This is a genomic window from Pseudomonas gingeri, from assembly GCF_013385425.1.
In the GTDB taxonomy this organism is placed as follows: domain Bacteria; phylum Pseudomonadota; class Gammaproteobacteria; order Pseudomonadales; family Pseudomonadaceae; genus Aquipseudomonas; species Aquipseudomonas gingeri_D.
This window is the reverse complement of the sequence record NZ_JACAQA010000019.1, coordinates 230,801-251,757: the sequence shown is the minus strand read 5'-3', so window position 1 is coordinate 251,757 and position 20,957 is coordinate 230,801. Positions and strand designations below refer to the sequence as shown.

Below are 20,957 nucleotides of genomic sequence, written 5' to 3'. Positions count from 1 at the left end.
TTGTTTTCGTACAGAGCCTAGGAGTCGATCAATTCAGCGGCTACTGTCAGAAATGACAGTAGCGACCAACGGTTGTCCGAACCGAGGACGTGGATTGGTTTTCAACATCTCTCTTTTATCGAGGCATTTCCCACCCAAGCCCACACGAGAGTGCGCTTGAGTGAGCCCGAAGCAGCAGGGTCGTTTCTAGAATGTGGTACGCAACCCAAATTCCACGCTGCGCCCCGGTGCCGGTGCGATATCCCGCAGGATCGAACTGGCGTAGCGCACGGTCTGGTTGGTCAGGTTGTCTCCCTTGACGAAGGCCAGCCACTGGCTGCTGCCAATGTCGAAGTGATAACCGGCGCTGGCGCCGAATGTGGTGTATCCCGAAGTGCCGGTCTCGTTGGCCGGCACCCGTCCTTGTCCCGCCGCATGCTCGACGTCGATCCGCGCCTGCCAGCGATCCAACTCCCACAGCAGGCCGCTGTTCAGGCGCAGCGGGGCAATCCGTGGCAGCGCCTCGCCGGTGTCGAGGTTGGTGGCTCGGGTGTAGTCCCCGGACAGTTCCAAGGCAAATTTGCCGTAGGTGCTTTCGTCAAGTTTCCAGTGATCCTGCGCCTCGAAACCGGCGAAGCGTGCGCGTACCCCGGAGTAGCGGTATTCGGGAATCCCGGCGGGGTCATCCTGGCCTTCGTCGTTGAGGGTGCGACCGGTGCCCAGCAGGCCGATGTAGTTGGAGAAGTGGCTGTAGAACACGCCGAAGCTACCTTTGTGGGTGCCGTTGTCGAAGCGCAGGGCCAGGTCGCTGGACACGGCTTTTTCCTTCGACAGGTTGGCATCGCCCAGTTCATAGGTGCCGGTCGCCACATGGGCACCGTTGGCGTACAGCTCGTAGAAGGTCGGCGCGCGTTCGGTGTAGTTCAGGGTCGCGGCCACGGACCAGATCGGCGTCAGGGTGTAGATCGCGCCGGATGACAGGCTACCGGCAGTGAAGTTGCTGGAACGGTCGGCGGCGGCGAAGCGTTCGTTGCCCTGGGCGTCGGGGTCGATGCGGGTGTGTTCCAGGCGGCCGCCGAGGCTGAAGGTCAGGCGCTCGCTGGCCTTGAACTCTTCCAGCAGAAACAGCGCGCCAGTGTTGGTGTCGGTCTGTGGGACGAAGGCTTCTTCGCCCAGTGCCGAGAACTCGTTGCGACTGACCTGTGCGCCGATCACCCCGTTGAACGGACCGACAGGCAGGTGCCGGGCTTCGACCCGCGCTTCGTAACCCTTGTTCTTGAAGGTGGTACCGATTTGTCCGTCTTCGATCTCGCTGTGCTTGTACTCGGTGTAGCCGGCATCGAGTTTCACCGAACTGAAGGGACCTTGCAGGTTACGGATTTCCGAGGCGAAGGCGTAATGGTCCTGCTGCATGCGAATACGCACGTCCTGCTCGGCAGGAGAGCCGTAGTTGGAGTCGTAGTTGCTGTAGGACAAGCCGGCGTAGCCATCGTCCCAGGTGTAGGAACCACCGATTGCGCCGCCATCCTGGCGCCCATCGCTGTTGCCCAAACGCCCCTTGCGTTGATCGGCGTCTTCGCTGGTCGGTGCATTGCGGTCGTGGGCAAAGCCTGGAATGCGCAGGTCGTTGAACTCGCGGGCACTGGCATCCAGGTGCAAGGCGAAGGTGCCGTCACCGGTTTCCAGTTTGCCGGCGCTGCTGCGGTTGGTGTCGGCACCGCCGTAGCGCAATTCCCCGGCACCATGGATACCGTCGATGGCAGTGGTGGGGATGCGGTTGTCGAAGGTGTTGACCACGCCGCCGATGGCGCTGCCGCCGTAGAGCAGGGCGGCCGGGCCGCGGACGATTTCAATCCGTTCGACATTGACCGGGTCCAGTGGCACGGCGTGGTCGTAGGACAGCGCCGAGGCATCCAGCGCGCCGACGCCATTGCGCAGCAGGCGGATGCGATCGCCGTCCTGGCCACGAATGATCGGCCGGCTGGCCCCCGGGCCGAAATACGAGGATGACACGCCGGGTTGCTTGTTCAGGGTTTCGCCGAGGCTGCCTTGCTGTTGCAGGGTCAGGTCATCGCCTTCCAGTACGGTGCTGGGGGAGGCGAGTTGCTGGCTGCCCAATGGGTTGCCGGTGATGACTTGGGGTTGCAAGTCCAGGGCGTAGGCCGGGGAGACCATCAGCAAGGCGGCGGCCAGCGGTGTCAGGTGAGAACGCAGGGGAGAGGAGAGGGACATCGGTGCTTCCTTGGCAAGCGGGGCGCGAAATAGAGCGCCTTGAGTCAGATGAAAGGCTGGAACGGTAGGTGGGTGTGATTGTTAATATTTCTCATATGTTATGACATAACATATCTTTTTTATCAGGAAAACAAAACCCCGAGGGTTTCCGGTGGCAGCGCTAGACTTGAGATAGGGGGCGTTCTTGCGTTTGATCGCCAGCAAGCTGGCTCCTACAGGGACTGTGCTCGGTCGCCAGTCGTGCGTCTTGCCAGAGAAGTCTTACAGTCATTTCAGATACGGGACGCCTTGTCTTCGCCCGTGGCTCTTCCCCCCGCCCCAAGGCTCGGCTAAGGTGCGCGGCTTCTTCCATTTCCTGACCTGAAGGCCTGGCATGACGGCATCGAACAACAACCCTTTGCACGGCGTGACCCTGGAGCAGATCCTCACGGCCCTGGTGACCCATTACGAATGGGAAGGGTTGGCGCAACGCATCGATATCCGTTGCTTCAAGAGTGACCCGAGCATCAAGTCGAGCCTGACGTTCCTGCGCAAGACCCCCTGGGCGCGGGAGAAGGTCGAGGCCCTCTATATCAAGCTGGCGCGTACCAAGCGCGAGCTGTGAATACGGAAAGCGCAGCGATGCATGGCGCAGTGCAAACCTCGGGCGGTTTGCGTCGGCTGCTGTTGCTGGGCGCGGCGTTCCTGGGCTGGGGCGGACTGGCGATCCAGCTCTATCTGCTGCTGATTTTTCGCTGGCAGGTGGAGGCCAGCCTGATCGGCGGGGTGGTGAGCTTCTTCAGTTTTTTCACCGTGCTGACCAATACCCTGGCGGCGACGGTGCTGACCTGTGCGGTGACTTCGCGGGATTCGGCGAGCAGGCGCTGGTTTCTCAAACCGGCGGTGCAGACGGGTGTGACGGCGAGCATCGTGGTGGTCGGGCTGGCCTACAACCTGTTGTTGCGCCATCTGTGGCATCCCCAGGGGTTTCAGTGGTTGGCCGATGAGTTGATGCACGACGTGATGCCGGTGCTGTTTGTGGTCTATTGGTGGTGTTGCGTGAGGAAGGGCACTTTGCGGTTGTGGGATGGAGTGCCCTGGGCGATCTATCCCGTGGTCTATTTCGCTTATGTGCTGTTGCGCGGGCATCTGATTGGGGTGTACCCGTATCCCTTTTTTGATGTGGATAAGTTGGGTTATCCACAGGTGTTTATCAATGCCGGGCAGATTCTGCTGGGATTTTTGCTGGTGTCGGGGGTGTTGATCGGGGTGGATCGGTGGCGGGGTGGCAGGTAGAGCGTGCTGTCCGGGTTGACGCCTTCGCGGGCAAGCCCTGCTCCTACAGTTTCGCGGCGTCCACTGACCTTGTGTACGACACAACCCTGTAGGAGCAGGGCTTGCCCGCGAAGAGGCCCTTGAGGCTAGCATAAGCCTCCCTGTTGTCTGATCACTCCTCAGCGCTGTCGTCCAGTTTCCAGTAGCCGACCGCCTTGAGAAATTCCTCGCTCAAACCGTGGCCACCCAACAACACCTTGCGGATCTTGCGCGACAGCGCCGCTTCGGTCGCCACCCAGGCATACAGGCTGCCTTCGGGGATATTCAGCTGTTCGACGGTGCGCAGCAGATCCTGCTCCGGCGCATCGCGTCGTACCCAGGTCACCTCGACCTGTGCCGGGCTCTGCAGCACCTGCTGTTCCCCGGCATTCTCCACCTCGATCACCACCCGAGCCCGTCGATTGGCCGCCAGCCCTTCCAGGCGCCGGGCAATGGCTGGCAACGCGGTTTCATCGCCGATCAGCAGGTAGCTGTCGAAGATATCCGGGACCACCATCGAACCCCGAGGGCCACCGATATTGAGGAACTGACCGGGCGCCGCCTGGGCCGCCCAGGTCGCGGCGGGGCCGTCGCCGTGCAGCACGAAGTCGATATCCAGCTCGCCGCTTTCCAGGTCATAACGCCGTGGGGTGTAGTCACGCATGGCGGGCATCGGGCCGTTGTCCTTGGCCCCCAGCACCATCGTTTCCAGGGCGGCTTGTTCGGCGGCGTTCTGTGGGAAAAACACTTTCACATGGTCGTCCGTGCCCAGGCTGATAAAACCCGCCAGCTCCGACCCGCCCAGGGTGATGCGGCGCATGCGCGGGGTGAGGTCGACGACCCGCAACACTTCCAGGCGGCGTCGTTTGATCTCGTGCATGACACGGTGAATCCCTTGTTGATTGACTGCATTCATTCCGGTTTCTCCGAGCAGGATGGAGCGGATACTGGCCCATCGACGATGGCCTTGGCGGTGTTGTTCAGCAGGTCGCGAACCCGAAGGATTTCTTCCGGGCTCCAGCGACCGTTGTGCAGTTGCAGGGCGTGGCGCAGGTTGTGCACTGCCTCGTGGATTTCCAGCGGCCGTTCATGGCCGCGCAGCGAACGCTTGCTGACATCGATGCGCATGCGTACGCCATCGAGGGCCACGGCCTGTTCGATCAGGGACTGACGTCCGGCGTCGGTCACGCTGTAGCGCTTTTTCCCGGCAGCCGCGTCGCCGAGGATCATTTCGCTTTCTTCGAGGAAGGTCAGGGTCGGGTAGATCACGCCGGGGCTCGGGCTGTAGGCACCGTCGAACATGCCTTCGATCTGGCGGATCAGGTCGTAGCCGTGGCACGGCTGTTCGGCAATCAACGCCAGCAGCAACAGCTTCAGGTCGCCGGGGGCGAAGACCCGGGGGCCGCGGCCGCCGCGTTCGCGACCGGGGCGACGTTCGAAGCCGTCATGGCCATCGCCGAATTCCCGGGGATGATGACGATGGTGGGGATGTTCCTCTCTCATTTCTCTTTCTCCTGTCTAGTTAAGATATACCTTAAGATATATCTTAAACGCTCGGCAAGAAAAAGTGACGAACGGATGCATGGCCCGTTTGTGCTTATACGTCTCTCAGGGCTCGGTTGTGTTTTCTGTGTCGACTTGGAGTTTTTCCCTACGCCAATTGGAGAAAAGCACTCTAAGCAAGGCTGGAACAGCTCTTTACCATGCCGTCTTGTGTCAAAAAGGCGGGATTTATCATGCCCAGTTTCTTGTTCGGCGCGCTGCTGTGGGTGTCACCGGGCCTGTTCCTGTCGGCTCACGCCACCCTCGATGTGGCGAAACCTGTTTCATCGGCCAAGGTCCTGAAGGGGCTGCGGCCCAAGGCCGCGCCAGCGCCCATCGACAATGTCGTGGGCCGTGCCCATGAGTTGATCGGCACGCCCTATCGGTGGGGCGGGATGTCGGTCAACGGCTTTGATTGCAGCGGCTTGCTGGTCTATCTGTTTCAGCAGGAAGCCGATATCAAGCTGCCGCGCACCACCGTTGCCATGCGCCGCTCCAACGCCAAGACCATCGAACGGAAAAACCTCAAGCCTGGTGATGCGGTGTTCTTCCGGCGCAATGGGCAGAACACCGTCAATCATGTCGGGCTCTATATTGGCGGAGACAAATTCATTCACTCGCCGCGCAGCGGCAAGACGGTACGCATCGATTCGCTGAGCAATAGCTACTGGAAAAAGAGCTACACCCTCGCCAAGCGATTTCACACGACCCGCTGAGGTTTTTCTCCTGTCGTCAGGGCGTTTGCGCGACCTTCTGTGCGGTGCACAAGGTGTTGCTGCCCGGTTGCAGGTAAGGCGTCAGGATCGGCGCCATGCCCTTGAGCACCTGTACCGGCAACGCCGAGGTGAACTTGAACGACTCGGCCGAGCGCCCCGGCACGAACGCGGTCAGGGTGCCGAAGTGATGATCGCCGATGTAGAACACAAAGGTCGCCGTGCGGTTGATCGACTTCGAACTCAAGACCCGCCCGCCGGCACCGATGGCTTCGATGCGGTTGTCGCCGGTACCGGTTTTCCCACCCATGGCCAGCGGTGTGCCGTCCGGCTGTTTGAAACTGCCGGAAACCCGTCGTGCGGTGCCCGCATCCACCACTTGTGACAAGGCTTCGCGCAGGGCCGTGGCGACTTCCGACGGCATCACCCGTTTGCCTTTGTCCGGGTCGTTGACCAGGCGGGTCTCGTAAGGTGTACCGGCGGCGAAGTGCAGGCTGTCGATGCGCAGGGTCGGCATACGGATGCCGTCGTTGAGGATAATCCCCACCAGTTCGGCCAGCGCCGCCGGACGGTCACCGGAACTGCCGATGGCGGTGGCCAGCGACGGTACCAGGTGATCGAAGGGGTAGCCGACCTGTTGCCAGCGTTGATGGATATCGAGGAAGGCTTCGATCTCCAGCATCACCCGGATCCGGCTGTCGCGGGCACTCTTGTGCTTGCTCTTGAACAGCCAGCCATAGACTTCCTGGCGTTCGAATTCGCTGGCGGCCACCACCTGGCTGAAGTGCGCTTGGGGGTTATTCAACAGGTAGCCGAGCAACCACAGGTCCAGCGGGTGAACCTTGGCGATAAAGCCCTGGTCGGGCAGGTCGAAGGTGCCGGGGCCGTAGGTCTTGTAGAGTTTGGCCAGGCGTTCGTCGGTGACTTTCTCGGTTTTCAGGTGGGCCCGGACAAAGGTATTGAAAACCGCTTGCGGAGCGTTCGGCAGCAGGTAGCGATGCACGGCGGCGAGGCGAATCGGCGTCGGGTGCATGCCGTCGAGGAAGGTGTCCAGGCGCTCCTGGGACGTCTTGTTCTGGTACTTCTTCCAGAAGCGCAGCATAAAGGCCGTGCCCTCGCGGTCGGCAAAGCGCGCCAGGTATTCCTGGCGACGTGGCTCGTTGTCGTCCTTGAGCAATTCGGCGCTGTTGTTCGGGCCCTGGTAGGTGCTGTAGCGCACCAGGTCGCGCATCAGGCGGATAAACGGCAGGTTGATCGACTCGCGCAGGGCTTCGCGCAAGGTCGGGCTGCGGCCGTTGTCTTCCTTGCGGAAGTTGTGGAAGTGATGCAAACCGCCGCCGGTGAAGAAGCTTTCGCCGGGGTTGGCCGAGTATTGCCGGCTGAGGGCCGCGTCGAGCATTTTCGGCAAGGAGCGGTCGCTGTTTTGCGCCAGGTAGTCCACCGCCCAGCGGGTGATCGGGTCCTGGGCGTCATTCGCCACTTTTTTCAGTTCGGCGGGTGACTGGTTGCCATAACGGTCGTGCAGTTCGGAAATGATCTGCAGGTAGCTGGTCAGCACCCTCAGTTTCGCAGTGGAGCCCAGTTCGAGCTTGCTGCCTTCGTTGATGTCGAAGGGCTGGTCGGTGCTGTCGGTCTGCACTCGCACCCGCGCGCTGTCGGGCGTGAGCTCGAAAAGAGTGAAGCTGTAGCGCACCTGTTGCGTGCTGGTGGGGGTCAGCAGGTGTTCGCCCAACAGGCCCAGGGACTTGGCGAACTCAGGGTCGGCCAGGCGCTTGAGGTAGTCGCTGGCCTGGCTTTGCAGGTCCGATTGCAAGGTGCTGGTAGCCGAGAGATCAAGGCGGTCGAGGTCGTAGAGTGGGCGGTCGAGCATGGCCGACAGGCGGCTGCGGGCCACGCTGATGCCCTTGTTCGACTCCACCGGCTGGATCGTCGGTTCCTGCTGCCAGTCGCGATAGGTCACTTTGCTGGCCAGCGCGGCGGCGGCCAGGGGACCGTCGATCACCGCGTTCTGGGCCAGCAGGCGGATATGGCTGTCGGTCAGTTCGGCCAATTCGTCGCGGCCGCGGGCCAGGTAATGGGAGGGCCGGCGTTGGGCAATCATCAGCGACAGCACTTCACGCAGGGCCAGGCCGCGTTGGGAGAGGCTCAGGGGATCGCTGGCCACGCTGTTCAGGCGGGCGTTGACCTGGGCGAAATCCGCGCCGTACCAGACCCGCAAGCCTTCCGCCATGCCATGCACTTCGCCATGCCCGGGCACGGCGGACAACGGCACGCTGTTGAGGTAGTCGCGGACCACATCCTTGCGCGCTTCCAGGGTTTGCGGCCCGCCCTGGTAGGCGCGCACGCTGGCGGAAATCATCTGGCGGATTTTTTCACCGCCGGAGAGGGTCAGGCCGTCCGGCGAGTGCCGGTATTTTTCCAATTGGGTCGCCAGGGTGCTGCCGCCGGCGGTCTGGCCGCCCATGTGCAGGACCTTGGCAATCTGCGACAGCACCGCCTTGCCGAAGCGTGGCCAGTCCACGGCGGGGTTGGCCTGGGGCTGCTTCGGGTCGAGCAGGTCACGGTTCTCGATAAACAGCAGGCTATTGACCACCAACGGCGGAATGGCTTCGAAGCTGGCATAGAGTTGTTGTGGGTAGTCGTAATGGTAGACATCGCCCCCGCGGCAATCGGTGATCGAGAGTCCGGCCTGGATTTTCTCCTTGTATGGTACGAAAAAGCCTTCCTGGCTGTAGTCCAGGAGTGCCGGGGAGAAGCGGGCCTGGGCCTCGATCCGATAATTGCGTTTCAACAGGCGCGGCAGGAATTCACCGAGGGCGCTGTAGCCCAGACGCTTGTCGAAAGGCCCGTCGCCGGGATAGAGAATCGAGTCACTGGGCCCGGGCTCCAGCGAATAACCGAGGTCGGCGGCGAGACGGCTGAACTCCCGTGCCTGGATCTTGGAGCTGCGCATTTCCCGCGAGGCGGCAAACCCCAGCAATCCCAGGGCAATCAGCAGCACGAGCCAGAACAGCCGCCACCACAGCCTGCGCTTACGCGGTTTTTTCGGTAAAGGCGCTTCATCCTCCCTGTTGGCTGGCGCCACAGTGTTGCTCGAATCGGATTGCCATAAAGCGCCCATAGTCGATTCATCCATTCACGCAGATTGATCGCACTTGCCTGAAGCTTAGACGCTGCTTGGAGGCGGCGAAAAATATGTGAAGTGGGTCAGGTTTTTCTGGCAGGTCATCAGGGGGGGCATGGCTGCTGCAATGACGAATGATTCGTATCAGGCGATCGCTACTGGCGCGGGCTGGCCCAGGCGCTTGTTGAGGTCCAGCCATCCCGCCAGCGCCGCCATCAACGCCACGCCCAGCAGTGCACTGAATACCCGCACCGGCCAGCCATCCCCGGCCTGGGCATTGAGCATGTCCGCCAGCGGTGCCAGCAGCACACCGAAGCAGAACACCTCCAGCGAGTAACGGCCCATCCGGCAACTCTGTCGGGGCAGCCAGTGATCCAGCCAACGTCCATTGGGCAACAGCTTCGAGACCACATAGGCCAGCGCCAGGAAATGCAGCAGGCGCGCCGGCGACAGGTTGGTCTTGCTGATCGGGTAGAGCCACTCGCCCAACAGCTTGGGCATGAAGGCGTTGTGTATCTGCGGCCATTTCCATGACAAGGCGATCACCGCGCAGGCCAGCAGATAGGCCGCCGAGGTGACGAACAACGGCTGCCGCGACAGCGGGCGGAGTTCCGGGCGCTTTTCCCGCTGTCCATGGATCGCCGCCGCGCCACCGAGCACGAACAGCAGCTGCCAGGCCATGGGGTTGAAGAACCACACGCCACCCTCCTGGGCGGCCAGGTTCCACTGGAACCAGGGCGCCAGCAGGTACAGCAGCACCGACACCCCGACCACGTATTCGGCTTTGCGCAGCAGCATCGGCAGGATCAGCGGCAGGCCGAGCAGTAGCAGGATATACAACGGCAGGGGGTCCATCAGGTTGGGTTTGAAGCGCAGTAGCAGTTCGTCCATCAGCGCCTGCTGTGGATGGGTGAGGAAATACTGCAAGCCCATTTCCTGCACCAGGTCACGGGTTTCCACCTGGCTGTTGGCAAAGAACACGATGCCCATCAGCAGCGCCAGCAGGAAGATATGCACCACATAAAGCACCCAGGCCCGGCGCAGGATGCGCACGCTGGCGATCAGAAAGCCGTCGCGGCGGGCGATCTTGCCGTAGGCCAGTATCGCGGCGTAACCGGCGAGAAAGACAAAGATCTCCGCCGCGTCGCTGAAACCGAAATTGCGCACGGTGAGATTGGCGAGAGGGTTCTGCGGCACGTGATCCCAGAAAATGAAGATCAGCGCCAATCCGCGGAAAAAGTCGATGCGATGATCGCGTCCGTTGGACATCACGGGAAAACTCTTGGGCGAATGTTGAATAGGGCTGTTATTGCTGTAAGAAATTGCACGCGCGCAGCGGCGGTGTGCAGGTTGGCGTGAGTCGGAGGGAATTGCAAAGGCGGGGGTATTACTGAATGTCACAATTTTGTGTCGAGGGTTGCCCGCCAGCGTTTGTTGGGGCGCCGATGACATAGAGCCTGAGCTCCATATTGCCTGTGAGCTTTGCAAACCGGCGTAGTTGTCGCGTCACCGTCTAACTATGCTGCTCTTTTCTCAAGTGGCTGCTCCCGATCCGGGTTCAACAGCACCGTACCCATCGGCTTCCAGTTTCGCGTCTGTCCAGACCAGCGTTCCGGGCTTTTCTCCCGGGCTTGCTCGGAGAGTGGGGACTCATATGTACCTGTGATTTCTGACAGTAGACAGACCTGTTGACGCGGCCTAGTGTTTAAGTCTCACCACGCTGGTGTTTCGTTGTACGTGGAAGCGCCCTTCGGTATTTATCGGGCGGGTATTTCTTTCCGGCTGCGGAACCCAGGATATGGTGGTGTGTGTGTTGCTCAAGCATTTTTCGACTTACGTCTATATTGGCGTTCTGAATACGCTAATCCACTGGGGTGTCTTCCTGGCGCTGCACAGCTTCTTATCGGTTCGTCAGGCCACCAGTAATATCTGTGCTTTTGGGCTGGCGGCCACGTTTTCTTTTTATGCCAATTCGCGATATACCTTCAAGCAAACTGCAACATTGGCTCGCTATTTATCCTTTGCCGGCTTTATGGCTTTTATGAGCTTTATAATAGGGTGGCTTGGCGATGGGTTGGCCCTGCCCGGTATCGTGACACTGGTCGTTTTTTCAGGCGTCAGTCTGGTCGTGGGTTACTGCTATGCCCGTTACGTGGTCTTTCGGAGCACGCCGACGTGAAAGTTTCCTTGGTGGTTCCGCTGTTCAATGAAGAGCAGACGATTGAGCTTTTTTACCAGACCGTCAGACAAGAGCCTGGATTGAATCATTACCAGGTCGAAATTGTTTTTATCAATGACGGCAGTTTAGATGCTACGGAAAACATCGCTCGTGCGTTGACACTGATGGATGACAATGTAGTGCTGGTCAATTTCTCACGAAATTTCGGTAAAGAACCGGCCTTGTTCGCCGGCCTTGAGTTTGCCAGCGGTGAGGCGGTCATTCCCATCGATGTTGACCTGCAGGATCCGATCAAGGTTGTCCCCCGATTGCTCCAGGCCTGGCAAAACGGCGCTGATGTGGTGTTGGCCAAGCGTCGGGATCGTTCCAGTGATGGTTACCTCAAGCGACACAGTGCCTCGCTCTTCTACCGCCTGCTCAAGCACATCGCCTACACCCATATCGAGGAAAATGTGGGCGATTTCCGCCTGATGGACCGCAAGGTGGTGGACGTGATCAAGGCGTTACCTGAACAGCCACTGTTCATGAAAGGCGTGCTGTCGTGGGCCGGTTTCACGGTCGCCATTATTGAATACGATCGCGCGTCCCGTGTCGGCGGCCGGAGCAAGTTCAATGCCTGGAAGTTATGGAACCTGGCACTCGACGGGGTCACCTCGTTCAGTACCCTGCCGTTGCGTCTGTGGAGTTATATCGGCGGCGGGGTTTCAGTGTTGGCGTTGCTATATGCCGGTTATATGGCGTTGGACAAGATACTGTTTGGTAATGATGTGCCGGGGTACCCGTCGTTGATGACGGCGATTTTGTTTTTGGGCGGTGTGCAACTGATCGGGATTGGGGTGCTGGGGGAGTATATAGGGCGAATTTACATGGAGTCTAAACATCGGCCCAGATATGTTGTCAAAGATGTGGTTTCAGGGAAGCCTGGTGGTTTGCTTTCTCGGCAGTCGAGCGTGAAATAAAAAGGGGCAGTGGTGGGCTATGAAGTTTGATGTTCTAAAGAAGCAGCTGTCGCAAGGTGAGGCGGTAGCTTTTTACCTGATTGTCAGTTTTTTATATGTGCTCCCCTTTATATTGTCAGACTATCTCTATATTGATGATGGTTGGCGTTCTGTATTTGCCAGGGCAGACTTTTCCGACGAGGGACGAGTTCTGACGGATATTCTGTATGGGCTATTATCGTTAAGTCATGCCGCGCCTAATATGTTTCCGTTAGCCCTCCTGCTGGCGATCACAGTATTGGCATTGGCTTTGGCCCGTCTCTCCAGGCATTATTTTACTGACTTGACATACAGCCGTTGTCTAGTCGTCTTGCCCTTGCTGTATTGTCCATTCTTCCTGCAAAATCTGACTTATCAGTATGATGGGCCGTCAATGATACTCGGTATTGTTGCGAGCATCCTGGCGGTGACCTACCAAGAGCAGGTGTTCTGGAAACGAACGGCGATACCGGCTTTACTGGTGGCTGTGCTCACGGCTTTCTATCAGCCTATGATCAACGTATTTGTGGGATTGTGTTGTATTGAGGTGTTCAGGTTGCTGGAGAGGGGCGAGCCTCTTGAGCGTATCTTCAGGGTAACAGGTGATAAACTGCTTCAGTTAGGGATTGGTGTCGTTATTTATTATGTAACGGCCTACCCTTTAATGGGCGATGAACGTAAGACACTGATTAAGTTGGACGCCTCCGCGATCGCGGAAATCGGTTCGAGAATCATGTTGTTTTTCGACGGAATCCCGGAGGCGTTCGTCGGCGCAAGCTATGGGCTTGTTCTGTGCCTGTCAGGGGTGGCAGCAGTCGGCTATTGCTGGGTGATTGTTGAAATGCTCAGATCTGATATTCGGGTTCGAGAAAAATTAATAAGAGTCTTATTGTACAGTGTGTTGCTGGGTGTGCTGGGGCTGTCCATTCACGGGATCATGCTCGTGTTCGAACCTTTTAATTTGGGGGCACGGACACTGGTTGGGGCTTCGGTACTTCTGATGTTCTTGTTTTATCTAAGTGCTTCGGTGTTGGTGAGGTGTCATCCACAAGCCGGGGTTTTGCTAGCGGTGCCGTTGCTGTACATGTTGTCCTTTTCCTACGCCTATGGGCGGGTACTGATGATGAGGCAGGAGATGGAAAAGACAATTTCATTTAATCTGAGTTACGATGTTTTCAGCCGTGTGGAACTCAGAAAGGTCAAAAAATTTCACTTGCAGGATGACGATTCAGGTTGGGTACCGGCCGCTCAAGGCACGCTGGCGGTAATGCCCGGTATTGACGATATCATGGGGCAGGGTGCGGCAGTCAGTTCAGCGGCTCTTTTAAGAGTGGGTATGGATAATGTCGAGGGCGCTGATGAGTCGTATCTCAGTAAAGATAAACTCGATGACTTCGGTATGCCGGTGGTGAATAATAAGTTCTATGACATTTATCTTAGTGGGGAAGAAGGACTTATCATGATGAAACGGATCAAGCCGTAGGCTGAACGTCCAGGAGTGGTGGCGTCATGAGTGATATCCCATCAATTGCCGTGACGGCCCCGCGTTCACACGCCATCGGGTGGTGGGTTTTCGCGATTATTAGCGTGTCGACAGTGCTGCGTTTTTATCTGTTGAGCAACGCCTCCATATGGTCCGATGAAGGTTTTACTCTGGAGTTGATTGCCTATCCGCTGGCTGATATCTGGACGTTAAGTGGCCGCGATGTACATCCCCCTCTTTTTTATATGCTCCTGCATGGGCTGATCGCACTGACCGACAGCAATGCGTTGATCTGGACGAGAGGCTTCAGTGCCGTGCTTGGCGTCGTCAACGTCGGACTTGGCATTTGGCTGGTGCGGATGGTTTCAACACCGCGAGCGGCAATAACGGCGGGCTTGTTGCTGGCGTTGTTACCTATCGCGGTTCGCTACAGCCAGGATGTGCGCATGTATGCGCTGATGGGCGCCGAACTGACGGGCGCCACCCTTGCGTTGGTGTACTGGGTGCTCAAACCGCAAAAAAGTAGCTACCTGGTGATGTATGTTTTATTGATGGTGAGTGGACTTTATACCCATTATTTTTCGATTTTCTGCGCGCTTTCCCATTGGCTGTACCTGCTGTTGATCCGTCTGCCGGCTTATGGGCGGCATCGAGGCATAGAGAGGCCTCAGTGGTGGCTGGCGAACGGAGTGATTGTCCTGCTTTACTTGCCATGGCTGTCAAGTGTTTTTACCCAGTTGAACACCTTTGGCGTGAGTTGGATTCAGCCCATTTCCGGTTATAGCCTGCCATCGGCGATATGGAGATTCTTGATCGTTAACGATGGGCGTGGTTGCAATGCATTTATTTACTGGCTGGTGCCGATCGTGTATGTGGCGACCGGAGGTATCGTGGTGTGGCAAGACCGCAGTCGGTACGCTGTGCAAACGCTGATTGTCATATGCGGTTTTTTAACGGTGATGGTCGTTTTTTTATTCTCTTTCTATATGCCTGTGTTTGTAGAACGCTATTTGTTTTTTTCTGCGGTGATGATGCCTCTTCTTGTGGCGATAGCGCTGGATAAGCTGCGTAATAGATGGGGGTTTGTCATGGCGTTGGGCGTATGCTTAGCAGTAGAGGTTTTCGGCCTGAGTCATGTTTATAGTCAACAACATACAATGAACAACCCTTACCGGATGGCTGACGATAGGCTGGCTGAGCTGATGGAGGATTTTAACGTCAAGTCAATGAGCGGTGATGTATTGGTGGTGAGCGATGCCTATCTCTTTTACGCTGGGCATTTTTACAACGATAAACACCGGAAGCTGTTGTTGCACTTTTCGTCGTCATCAGGCCATCGGCCCATCGCGTCAGGCTTTTCTGCCCCGATGATGAAATATGGCGATGACACTTATGTTGAGTCTCTCGATCGTCTTGAAACGGCAACAGGTCGAGTATGGTGGCTGGACTACGCGTATAAAAAGCCGGGTGACGAGGTTGATCTTCCCCGTCGCTGGCATTCGATCACGCAAACAGTGATGGGCGATAATGTTCTGGGGTTGTATGAGATTTGTGGGAGTGTGCCAGGCGATAACCCCGTCAGGTGTGAATGAAGGCGCCTGGCTCTTGGCGGCCAGGCGCTTTTACTCTTTTTACGCGACGGCCATTTCATTGGGTTCGAAGCTATCGGCCCGCGCCATCTGCCACATACGTGAATAGAACTCGCCGTTCACCTCTCCAGTGAGCAATTCACCCGGCTTGAGGAACACATGCAACTGCGAGAACAGCTTGATCTCGGTCGCCGACATCCGCCGTACCAAGTGCTTGGCCTCCAACTGCGCAGGGTGATCGAGCCCCGCCGCCGCGAGCATTTCGGCCAGCGCCTTCAAGGTATTGCGGTGGAAGTTGAACACCCGCTGGGCCTTGTCCGGCACCACCAGAGCGCGTTGACGCAAGGTGTCCTGGGTCGCCACACCGGTCGGGCACTTGTTGGTATGGCAGCTCTGCGACTGGATGCAACCGATGGCGAACATGAAGCCCCGCGCCGAGTTGGCCCAGTCGGCGCCGATGGCCAGCACGCTGGCGATATCGAAGGCGCTGACGATCTTGCCGCTGGCGCCGAGCTTGATCTTGTCCCGCAGGTTCAGGCCCACCAGGGTGTTGTGGACGAACAGCAGGCCGTCGCGCATCGGTACGCCGATATGGTCGGTGAACTCCACCGGTGCCGCGCCGGTGCCGCCTTCCTTGCCGTCGACCACGATAAAGTCCGGGAGGATGCCGGTTTCCAGCATGGCCTTGGCAATGCCCATGAATTCCCACGGGTGGCCCAGGCAGAACTTGAAGCCCACCGGCTTGCCGCCGGACAGCTCACGCAACTGGGCGATGAAATGCATCATCTCGACCGGTGTGGAAAACGCACTGTGCCGTGATGGCGATACGCAGTCTTCGCCCATCATGATGCCGCGGGTTTCAGCGATTTCCTTGGTTACCTTGTGCTTGGGCAGGATGCCGCCATGGCCGGGCTTGGCGCCCTGGCTCATCTTGATTTCGATCATCCGCACCTGCGGGGTCTGGGCCTGGGCGGCGAAGCGTTCCGGGTCGAAGCGACCATCGGCGGTGCGGCAGCCGAAATAACCGCTGCCCAGTTCCCAGGTCAGGTCGCCGCCATTCTCGCGGTGGTAGGGGCTGATGCTGCCTTCGCCGGTATCATGGGCGAAGTTGCCGAGCTTGGCACCCTGGTTCAGGGCGCGGATGGCGTTGGCGCTCAGGGAGCCGAAGCTCATCGCCGAGATATTGAACACCGAGGCCGAGTACGGTTGCTTGCACTGCGGGCCGCCGACGATGACGCGAAAGCTGCTCGGGTCGCTCAGCGGCGCCGGGCGCATGGAGTGGCCGATAAATTCGAAACCGCCCTGGTACACGTCGATCAGGGTGCCGAAGGGCTTGTCGGCGCTTTCGTTCTTGGCCCGCGAATACACCAGCGAGCGTTGGGAACGGGAGAAGGGCAGGGCATCGCTGTCGGATTCCAGCAGGTACTGGCGGATTTCCGGGCGGATGCCTTCCACCAGGTAACGGATATTGCCCAGGATCGGGTAGTTGCGGCGTACCGCGTGGGGACTTTGCAGCAGGTCAAACAGGCCCAGCAGGCTCAGGCAGCCGGTCAGCAGGGTGAACGGCCACAGCCAGTCATACGCCAGGAACGGCAAGCTGGCGAGGGTGAAGATCACACAACCGGCAAAGAAGGCGTAGCGGCTCAGAAGGGACAGGCTCATACGGTTTCCTTTGGTTCGGACTCGTCGGGAGGTCTGGCATTCTGCACCTCTCGGGAAAGCGATACAAAGTGTGTCACCGAAATCCCTGTCACTCGTGGGGTGTGTTCGCGGGTGTGCGCAGCATGCGCGGGATGGCCGAGCCGAGGCCGACCACCCGGGCCAGGCGGGTCACTTCGAAGCTTGCCTGATTGTCGGTGGCGGAGCTGCCCCCGATGTAGACGGTAAACGTACCAGGCTCCACCCGTCGCAGATAGTAGTTGTCCAGAAAGGCAAAGTCGTCCTTGTCGAGCAGGAAGTCCAGTGTACGGGCCTCGCCCGGTTTCAGTTTCACCCGGGTAAAGCCGCGCAGGGCGCGTACCGGGCGGGTCACGCTGGCGACATTGTCGCGCAGGTAGAGTTGCACGATTTCTTCACCCTCGCGCTCCCCGGTGTTATGGACCGTGACCTTGACTTGCAAGGTGTCATCGGCGGTCAGTCGGGTGCTGCTGAGCTGGGGTGGGTCGTAGGCGAAGCTCGTGTAGCTCAGTCCATGACCGAAGGGATAGAGCGGTTTCCAGGACTGGTCAATATAGGTCGATGTGTAGGGCTCTTCGTCACTGGGTGGTCGTCCGGTATTCTTGTGGCCGTAGTAGATGGGTACTTGTCCTACCGTGCGTGGAAAGGTGATGGGCAGTTTGCCGCTGGGGTTGACGTCGCCGAACAGGACATCGGCCACGGCGTTGCCCATTTCGCTGCCCAGGAACCAGGCCTCGAGAATCGCCGGGACCTGTGCATCCATCCTGGGAATGGCCAGCGGGCGACCGTTCATGAGGATGACCACCAGGGGCTTGCCGGTTTCGACCAGTTGGGCCAGCAGGGCGTCCTGGGCCCCGGGTAAACCGAGGGAGGAGCGGCTGTGGGCTTCTCCGCTCATGTCCGCGCGCTCGCCGAGCACGGCAATCACCACATCGGCGTCGGCGGCCGCTTGCTGTGCCTTGTCGATGCCGGAGAGGTCGGCGTCATCGGGCGACGCCCCGGGTAGGTAGACCACCCGCGTGGCGGGCGAAACCGCCTGTTTGATGCCTTGCAGAATACTGATCGATTCTTCGGCGCGCCCATCTCCTGACCAGGGGCCGAGGGTGGAGAGTCTGTCGTCGGCAAGCGCGCCTACCACCAGGAGTTTTGCCAGGTCCTTGTGCAAGGGCAACAAGGCCCCGTCGTTTTTCAACAGCACCATGGATTTCTGGGCGGCCTCCCTGGCCAGGGCGCGTGTTGAGGGGGTCAGCAGACTGGCTTTTTCACGATCTGCATTGCTGTAACGATAAGGATCCTCGAACAACCCAAGCCGTTGCTTGGCCTCCAGTACACGGCGTACGGCATCGTCCAGGGCACGTTGCGGGATTTGGCCGCTGCGCACCATGGCCGGTAACTCCTGGGCGTAGAGACCGCTGACCATATCGATATCCACCGTGGCCGCGAAGGCGAGCCTGACCGCCGCGGTCGGTGTGGCGGCGATACCGTGCTGCATCAGTTCCCGCACACCGGTGAAGTCGCTGACCACGATGCCGTTAAAGCCCCACTGCTCACGTAGCCTGTCCTTGAGCAAGGGACCATTGGCGTGCATGGGGACGCCGGCCAACTCGTTGAATCCAGGCATGATGGCGTCCACCCCGGCTTGCACGGCGGCGCGAAAGGGTGGGAGGTAGGTTTCGAGCAGGGTGCGTTCTGAGAGATCGCTGGTGTTGTAGTCTCGCCCGCCCTCGGCGGCACCGTAACCGACGAAATGCTTGGCGGTGCTCAGCAAGGTGGACGGGTCGGGTGGCCCGTTCCCGTGAAAGCCGCGCACCCGTGCAACGGCCAGTGCGGCACCGAGGAAGGGGTCTTCTCCGGCCCCTTCCACGACGCGTCCCCAACGGGGATCTCGGGCAATATCGACCATGGGGGCGTAGGTCCAGTGTACGCCGCTGGCACTGGCTTCAATGGCGGCGGCACGGGCGGTGCGTTGTGCCAGATCCGGGTCCCAGGCCGAGGCTTCGGCCAGCGGCACGGGGAAAATCGTGCGAAAACCATGGATCACATCGAACGTGAACAACAGGGGGATATGCAGGCGCGATTGTTCCACGGCCAGGCGTTGTAACTGGCGGGTGTCCCGCACACCGTAGGCCCCGAGCAGGGAACCGACCCCGGGACTGCGTATCGCCTCTTCGCCGCCGTCTTCCACTACCGGGCCGGTGGGGTGTTTCTGTACGCCCAGTTGGGTGAGTTGCCCGGCTTTTTCTTCGAGTGTCATCTGCGTGAGCAATTGTTCAATAAACTGCTGCTTGTCGGACAACGACTCGGCCCGCGCATAAGCGCCCACGACGCAGGCTACTGACAGCGCTGCCAGGATCAAGCGAAAGAGACTCATGACATTCAGACCCTGTGCCCGGGCAGTGCCGTGATTTCCGACGCCTGTCGGGCAATCGCCCCGGGCCGGGAGTCGAACGGGTGGTACTGATAGAGCCAGGTTTCCGACAGTGTCTTGTCGTCCAGGCGCAGGAACAGGCGCATTTCCACCGGGTCCTGCCCTTCGACGCTCAAATCGAACTCGGCCCGCCAGTGGCCGATCACGCCATCCGGCACCGCTTCGGTGAACACATTGGAAAAGGTCCCTCTCGATGATCCGAGCACGGCTTCGGGCTTGACTCCCGAAGCCAGTTTTTCCAACGGCGCGCCCTTGAACTCGACGACGAATTTGCGCACACCCTTGGGTCGCGGTTGACCGGGCTGACCGCCGTTGCCCAGGCGCGTCGCCACACACCGGGCGAGGGGGGAGGGATAGGGTTCGTCCGCCAGCCAGTGCAGGCGATAGCTCAAACGGTAGCGATTACCCGCCTCGGCAGGCTCCTTGGGGACCCACATGGCAACGATATTGTCGTGAATCTCGTCGTCGGTGGGGATCTCCACCAGTTGTACGCTGCCCTCGCCCCAGTCGCCGAGCGGTTCGACCCAAAGGCTGGGGCGCCGCTCGTAATGCACGCCGTCCAGATAGTGGTCGAAGTTGCGGTCGCGCTGGAGCAGGCCGAAGCCCTTGGGGTGCTGGTCGCTGAAGGCCGAGGCCATGGTGCGCGGCGGATTGTTCAGCGGGCGCCAGATACGCTCGCCGCTGCCGGTCCAGAGCGCGAGGCCGTCGGAGTCATGGACTTCGGGACGCCAGTCGGCGGCGGTCGGTTTGGCGGCTTCGCTGAACCAGTGCATGGAGGTCAACGGGGCGATACCGAAGCGGCCGACGTTCTGGCGCAGGAACAGCGCCGTCTCGATATCCATGACCACTCCTTTGTCGCGCTGGATCACGAACCGATACGCGCCGCAAATGCTCGGGCCCTCGAGCAGCGCGTAAAGGGTCATGCTCCGGCTGTGGTCATCGCTCGGGGACTCGAACCAGATATTCGAGAAGTTGGGAAACTCTTCGGCAGTGCTGGCCTGTGCGACCTCCAGCGCGATGCCGCGCGCCGAAAGGCCGTATTGGTACAACTCGCCAATCGCGCGGAAATACGAGGCGCCCAGAAATGCCAGCCAATCGTTCTGTTGCCAGTCGAGGTTTTTCTCATGACCCAGCCGGCTTTCCTGGATACGAAAGCCGGCAAACCCGCTGTTGGCCGGGAGCTGTCGCGCCGGGCTGTCGGCGGGCATATCGAAATACGCTTCGTCGTAGAGGATTTCCTGTGCGTTGCCTTGCTTGACGAGGTGCATCCGCACGGGAAAACGAAAAAACGTCCCCAGGTGGAAGAAGGTCACTGGAAATTGTCCGGGGCCGCGGGCAAACAGCGCATGGTCCGGATTGAATCTGATTTTGCCGTGGGCTTCGTAGTCGATTCTGGACAGCAGTTGTACCGGCACCGTGGGTGTCAGTACATAAGGTTTCAGGGCGGTTTCTTCGGCGCGTTTGATCAGGCTGTCGAAGGAGAAGGGGGCCGGGTCGCCCAATTTCAGCGGTTCATCGGCCAATGCCGACTGTCGTGGACCCAGTGCGGCGAACAAGGGGGAAAGTGCTGCAAATGCCAGGAAAGAGCGACGTGTAAACATGGTGGCCCGCCGACAATGATCAGTGAAAACGCAAGCGTCAACGCTCGAATTCACTGGCTCCCCTGTCCCTGGCGGGGACCGCTCCCATGGGGATCGGTCCTGGCGTCTTTTCCTTTCGTACAGGCAAGCAGTCGGCGTAC

The 20,957-nt window shown here is 59.4% G+C and carries 15 protein-coding genes; 7 read left to right on the top strand and 8 right to left on the bottom strand.

What is annotated here, in order from left to right:
• Window positions 1-186: 186 nt before the first annotated feature.
• Window positions 187-2,211 (bottom strand): TonB-dependent receptor, encoded by a 2,025-nt coding sequence (locus tag HX830_RS23105; protein WP_177102813.1) that lies wholly within the window; start codon window positions 2,209-2,211, stop codon window positions 187-189.
• A 373-nt stretch (window positions 2,212-2,584) separates the two neighbouring features.
• Here HX830_RS23105 and HX830_RS23100 point away from each other — a divergent pair, with 373 nt between their 5' ends.
• Window positions 2,585-2,815 carry a VF530 family DNA-binding protein gene (locus HX830_RS23100; protein WP_103494373.1) on the top strand — a complete coding sequence of 77 codons (231 nt, stop codon included), beginning with the start codon at window positions 2,585-2,587 and terminating at the stop codon, window positions 2,813-2,815.
• 17 nt (window positions 2,816-2,832) lie between these two features.
• Window positions 2,833-3,486, top strand: a complete 654-nt coding sequence (locus HX830_RS23095) for a Pr6Pr family membrane protein (RefSeq protein WP_177102811.1) — start codon at window positions 2,833-2,835, stop codon at window positions 3,484-3,486.
• A gap of 151 nt (window positions 3,487-3,637) precedes the next feature.
• On the opposite strand, the gene HX830_RS23090 is transcribed toward HX830_RS23095, so the two are convergent.
• Together HX830_RS23090 and HX830_RS23085 are read right to left on the bottom strand one after the other, a co-directional pair.
• Window positions 3,638-4,420: a siderophore-interacting protein gene (locus HX830_RS23090; RefSeq protein ID WP_177102809.1), complete on the bottom strand. Its 783-nt coding sequence runs from the start codon at window positions 4,418-4,420 to the stop codon at window positions 3,638-3,640.
• Entirely contained in the window at window positions 4,417-5,007 is a 591-nt protein-coding gene (locus HX830_RS23085; protein WP_152740936.1) for a PadR family transcriptional regulator, read from the bottom strand. Before HX830_RS23085 ends, HX830_RS23090 begins: the two co-directional genes overlap by 4 nt.
• A 233-nt stretch (window positions 5,008-5,240) precedes the next feature.
• Here HX830_RS23085 and HX830_RS23080 point away from each other — a divergent pair, with 233 nt between their 5' ends.
• Entirely contained in the window at window positions 5,241-5,762 is a 522-nt protein-coding gene (locus HX830_RS23080; protein WP_103498372.1) for a C40 family peptidase, read from the top strand.
• Window positions 5,763-5,778: 16 nt separating this feature from the next.
• Here HX830_RS23080 and HX830_RS23075 read toward each other — a convergent pair whose 3' ends face one another.
• Together HX830_RS23075 and HX830_RS23070 are read right to left on the bottom strand one after the other, a co-directional pair.
• Entirely contained in the window at window positions 5,779-8,880 is a 3,102-nt protein-coding gene (locus HX830_RS23075) for a transglycosylase domain-containing protein (RefSeq protein ID WP_177102807.1), read from the bottom strand.
• 147 nt (window positions 8,881-9,027) lie between these two features.
• Complete coding sequence (locus HX830_RS23070; RefSeq protein ID WP_177102805.1) at window positions 9,028-10,152, bottom strand: OpgC family protein; 1,125 nt, start codon at window positions 10,150-10,152, stop codon at window positions 9,028-9,030.
• 541 nt (window positions 10,153-10,693) lie between these two features.
• Between HX830_RS23070 and HX830_RS23065 the strand changes: the two genes are divergently transcribed.
• Genes HX830_RS23065 through HX830_RS23050 form a run of 4 tightly spaced genes read left to right on the top strand, consistent with a single transcriptional unit; the run spans window position 10,694 to window position 15,114 of the window.
• Window positions 10,694-11,062, top strand: a complete 369-nt coding sequence (locus HX830_RS23065; RefSeq protein WP_371317540.1) for a GtrA family protein — start codon at window positions 10,694-10,696, stop codon at window positions 11,060-11,062.
• Window positions 11,059-12,021, top strand: a complete 963-nt coding sequence (locus HX830_RS23060) for a glycosyltransferase family 2 protein (protein ID WP_177102802.1) — start codon at window positions 11,059-11,061, stop codon at window positions 12,019-12,021. The genes HX830_RS23065 and HX830_RS23060 overlap by 4 nt, the downstream gene beginning before the upstream one ends.
• Window positions 12,022-12,040: 19 nt before the next feature.
• Window positions 12,041-13,522 (top strand): glucosyltransferase domain-containing protein, encoded by a 1,482-nt coding sequence (locus HX830_RS23055; protein ID WP_177102800.1) that lies wholly within the window; start codon window positions 12,041-12,043, stop codon window positions 13,520-13,522.
• A 26-nt stretch (window positions 13,523-13,548) separates the two neighbouring features.
• Window positions 13,549-15,114 (top strand): glycosyltransferase family 39 protein, encoded by a 1,566-nt coding sequence (locus HX830_RS23050; protein ID WP_152740931.1) that lies wholly within the window; start codon window positions 13,549-13,551, stop codon window positions 15,112-15,114.
• Between the two features lie 39 nt (window positions 15,115-15,153).
• Here the strand turns inward: HX830_RS23050 and HX830_RS23045 are convergent, their stop codons facing one another.
• The 3 genes from HX830_RS23045 to HX830_RS23035 form a co-directional block, all read right to left on the bottom strand.
• The gene (locus HX830_RS23045; protein WP_103498366.1) at window positions 15,154-16,773 is read right to left on the bottom strand and encodes an FMN-binding glutamate synthase family protein; all 1,620 of its coding nucleotides are present in this window, start codon (window positions 16,771-16,773) and stop codon (window positions 15,154-15,156) included.
• A gap of 88 nt (window positions 16,774-16,861) precedes the next feature.
• Entirely contained in the window at window positions 16,862-19,159 is a 2,298-nt protein-coding gene (locus HX830_RS23040; protein ID WP_177102798.1) for a glycoside hydrolase family 3 N-terminal domain-containing protein, read from the bottom strand.
• A gap of 5 nt (window positions 19,160-19,164) precedes the next feature.
• On the bottom strand, window positions 19,165-20,724 hold the full coding sequence (locus HX830_RS23035; protein WP_256350601.1) for a glucan biosynthesis protein: 1,560 nt from the start codon (window positions 20,722-20,724) through the stop codon (window positions 19,165-19,167).
• Window positions 20,725-20,957 lie beyond the last annotated feature (233 nt).

What these genes read in the sequence shown, in the direction of transcription:
- HX830_RS23045 (WP_103498366.1), bottom strand. Translation starts at nt 16,773, where the DNA reads ATGAGCCTGTCCCTTCTGAGCCGCTACGCCTTCTTTGCCGGTTGTGTG.
- HX830_RS23050 (WP_152740931.1), top strand. Translation starts at nt 13,549, where the DNA reads ATGAGTGATATCCCATCAATTGCCGTGACGGCCCCGCGTTCACACGCC.
- HX830_RS23080 (WP_103498372.1), top strand. Translation starts at nt 5,241, where the DNA reads ATGCCCAGTTTCTTGTTCGGCGCGCTGCTGTGGGTGTCACCGGGCCTG.
- HX830_RS23085 (WP_152740936.1), bottom strand. Translation starts at nt 5,007, where the DNA reads ATGAGAGAGGAACATCCCCACCATCGTCATCATCCCCGGGAATTCGGC.
- HX830_RS23055 (WP_177102800.1), top strand. Translation starts at nt 12,041, where the DNA reads ATGAAGTTTGATGTTCTAAAGAAGCAGCTGTCGCAAGGTGAGGCGGTA.
- HX830_RS23090 (WP_177102809.1), bottom strand. Translation starts at nt 4,420, where the DNA reads ATGAATGCAGTCAATCAACAAGGGATTCACCGTGTCATGCACGAGATC.
- HX830_RS23100 (WP_103494373.1), top strand. Translation starts at nt 2,585, where the DNA reads ATGACGGCATCGAACAACAACCCTTTGCACGGCGTGACCCTGGAGCAG.
- HX830_RS23070 (WP_177102805.1), bottom strand. Translation starts at nt 10,152, where the DNA reads ATGTCCAACGGACGCGATCATCGCATCGACTTTTTCCGCGGATTGGCG.
- HX830_RS23075 (WP_177102807.1), bottom strand. Translation starts at nt 8,880, where the DNA reads ATGGGCGCTTTATGGCAATCCGATTCGAGCAACACTGTGGCGCCAGCC.
- HX830_RS23095 (WP_177102811.1), top strand. Translation starts at nt 2,833, where the DNA reads ATGCATGGCGCAGTGCAAACCTCGGGCGGTTTGCGTCGGCTGCTGTTG.
- HX830_RS23105 (WP_177102813.1), bottom strand. Translation starts at nt 2,211, where the DNA reads ATGTCCCTCTCCTCTCCCCTGCGTTCTCACCTGACACCGCTGGCCGCC.
- HX830_RS23040 (WP_177102798.1), bottom strand. Translation starts at nt 19,159, where the DNA reads ATGAGTCTCTTTCGCTTGATCCTGGCAGCGCTGTCAGTAGCCTGCGTC.